The following is a 761-nucleotide window of genomic DNA, read 5'->3' as shown; positions in this document are numbered from 1 at the left end:
GGGGTTGTTGTTGTCATTTTAGCCATCTTGGGTGGGTTCAAGTTTTTTGATCGCGTGGAAAATGGAAATGTCGGGATTCGGTATGCGATTTCTGGCGGTGTCCGTGATAAGGCATTGTCACAAGGGATTCACTTCGTGGGACTAGACTATGTCACGCAGTATCCGATTAAGACACAATCGATTAAGCAACGAGTTGCAGTGGCAACATCGGATGGTAAGAAAACGGACGTCAAAATTAGTTATTCATACCACGTTGATCCATCGAAAGCGGTGGCAATCTATAAGAAGTTCGGTTCTGCAGATATCCATGCCATTGAAACCGGCTGGCTAGCGCAAAAATTGCAAAAGGCCTCACGTGAATCAATGGCAAAGTTTACGTTGCTCGAAGTGGTTGGAACAGATTCAACTAAGGCGCAAGCTGGTATTTTGAAGAGTTTCCAACAAGCCGCTGAACCATACGGCTTTGTTGTCGAAGATTTGTCATTTGGAACGCCGTCAATTGATGAACAAACCCAAAAGTCAATTGATGACATTATTAAGGCTGGTCAAGATAATAAGAAGGCCGAACTAGAAGCTAAGACGAAGGAAACGCAGGCTAAGGCTGACGCCGATGCCAAGATTACAGCAGCGAATGCTGAAGCGGAAGCAAATAATAAAATTAACGCGTCAATTAATGACCAAACGATTGCCTACATGGAAGCGCAAGCACGTTTGAAGCACGGCTGGGTAACGGTGCAAACGAATGATGCGATGGTTGATGC

At 45.1% G+C, this 761-nt stretch carries 1 protein-coding gene; it reads left to right on the top strand.

The annotated features are described in order from the left end of the window. Positions 1–761, top strand: a 761-nt coding sequence (locus WEIDD23_RS09170; RefSeq protein ID WP_082778331.1) for an SPFH domain-containing protein, incomplete at both ends; no start/stop codon positions are given.

The organism is Weissella sp. DD23 (assembly GCF_001579105.1).
Lineage (GTDB): Bacteria > Bacillota > Bacilli > Lactobacillales > Lactobacillaceae > Weissella > Weissella cibaria.
The sequence above is the reverse complement of the archived record's forward strand: the minus strand, read 5'-3'. Positions and strand labels throughout refer to the sequence as shown.